Raw genomic sequence first — 409 nt, forward strand, 5'->3', positions numbered from 1 at the left:
CTTCGGAGCGCTTTTAGTAAATAAGGACGGGGACATCGTGATGGAGCAGGGAAATATCGAGATCACAGATAAAATCTGTACCGGTCATGCAGAGGCAACGCTGGCAGCACGTGCTTCCCATGAATTTACAAAAGATTATCTCTGGGACTGCACCTTATATACTACGGCAGAGCCATGTGCCATGTGCGCCGGCGCCATCTACTGGGCCAATATCGGCCGTGTAGTTTATGGCATGACAGAGCGCCGTCTGTTGGAGCTGACTGGCAGCAATGAGCAAAACCCGACCTTTGACCTCCCCTGCCGTGAAGTATTTTCCCGGGGACAAAAGGCAATTGAGGTGGTGGGACCTGTCACGGAAGTGGAAGTAGATGCAGCCAAAGTTCATGAAGGTTATTGGGATTGACAGGAG

General features: G+C 51.3%; 1 protein-coding gene. It reads left to right on the forward strand.

All coding sequences use genetic code 11. The annotated features are described in order from the left end of the window. Positions 1-403: nucleoside deaminase (locus NE664_14850; GenBank protein MCQ4727914.1), on the forward strand; the 403-nt coding region annotated here is incomplete at its 5' end. Between the last annotated feature and the right edge of the window lie 6 nt (positions 404-409).

Source organism: Anaerotignum faecicola (genome assembly GCA_024460105.1).
Taxonomy (GTDB): Bacteria; Bacillota; Clostridia; order Lachnospirales; family Anaerotignaceae; genus JANFXS01.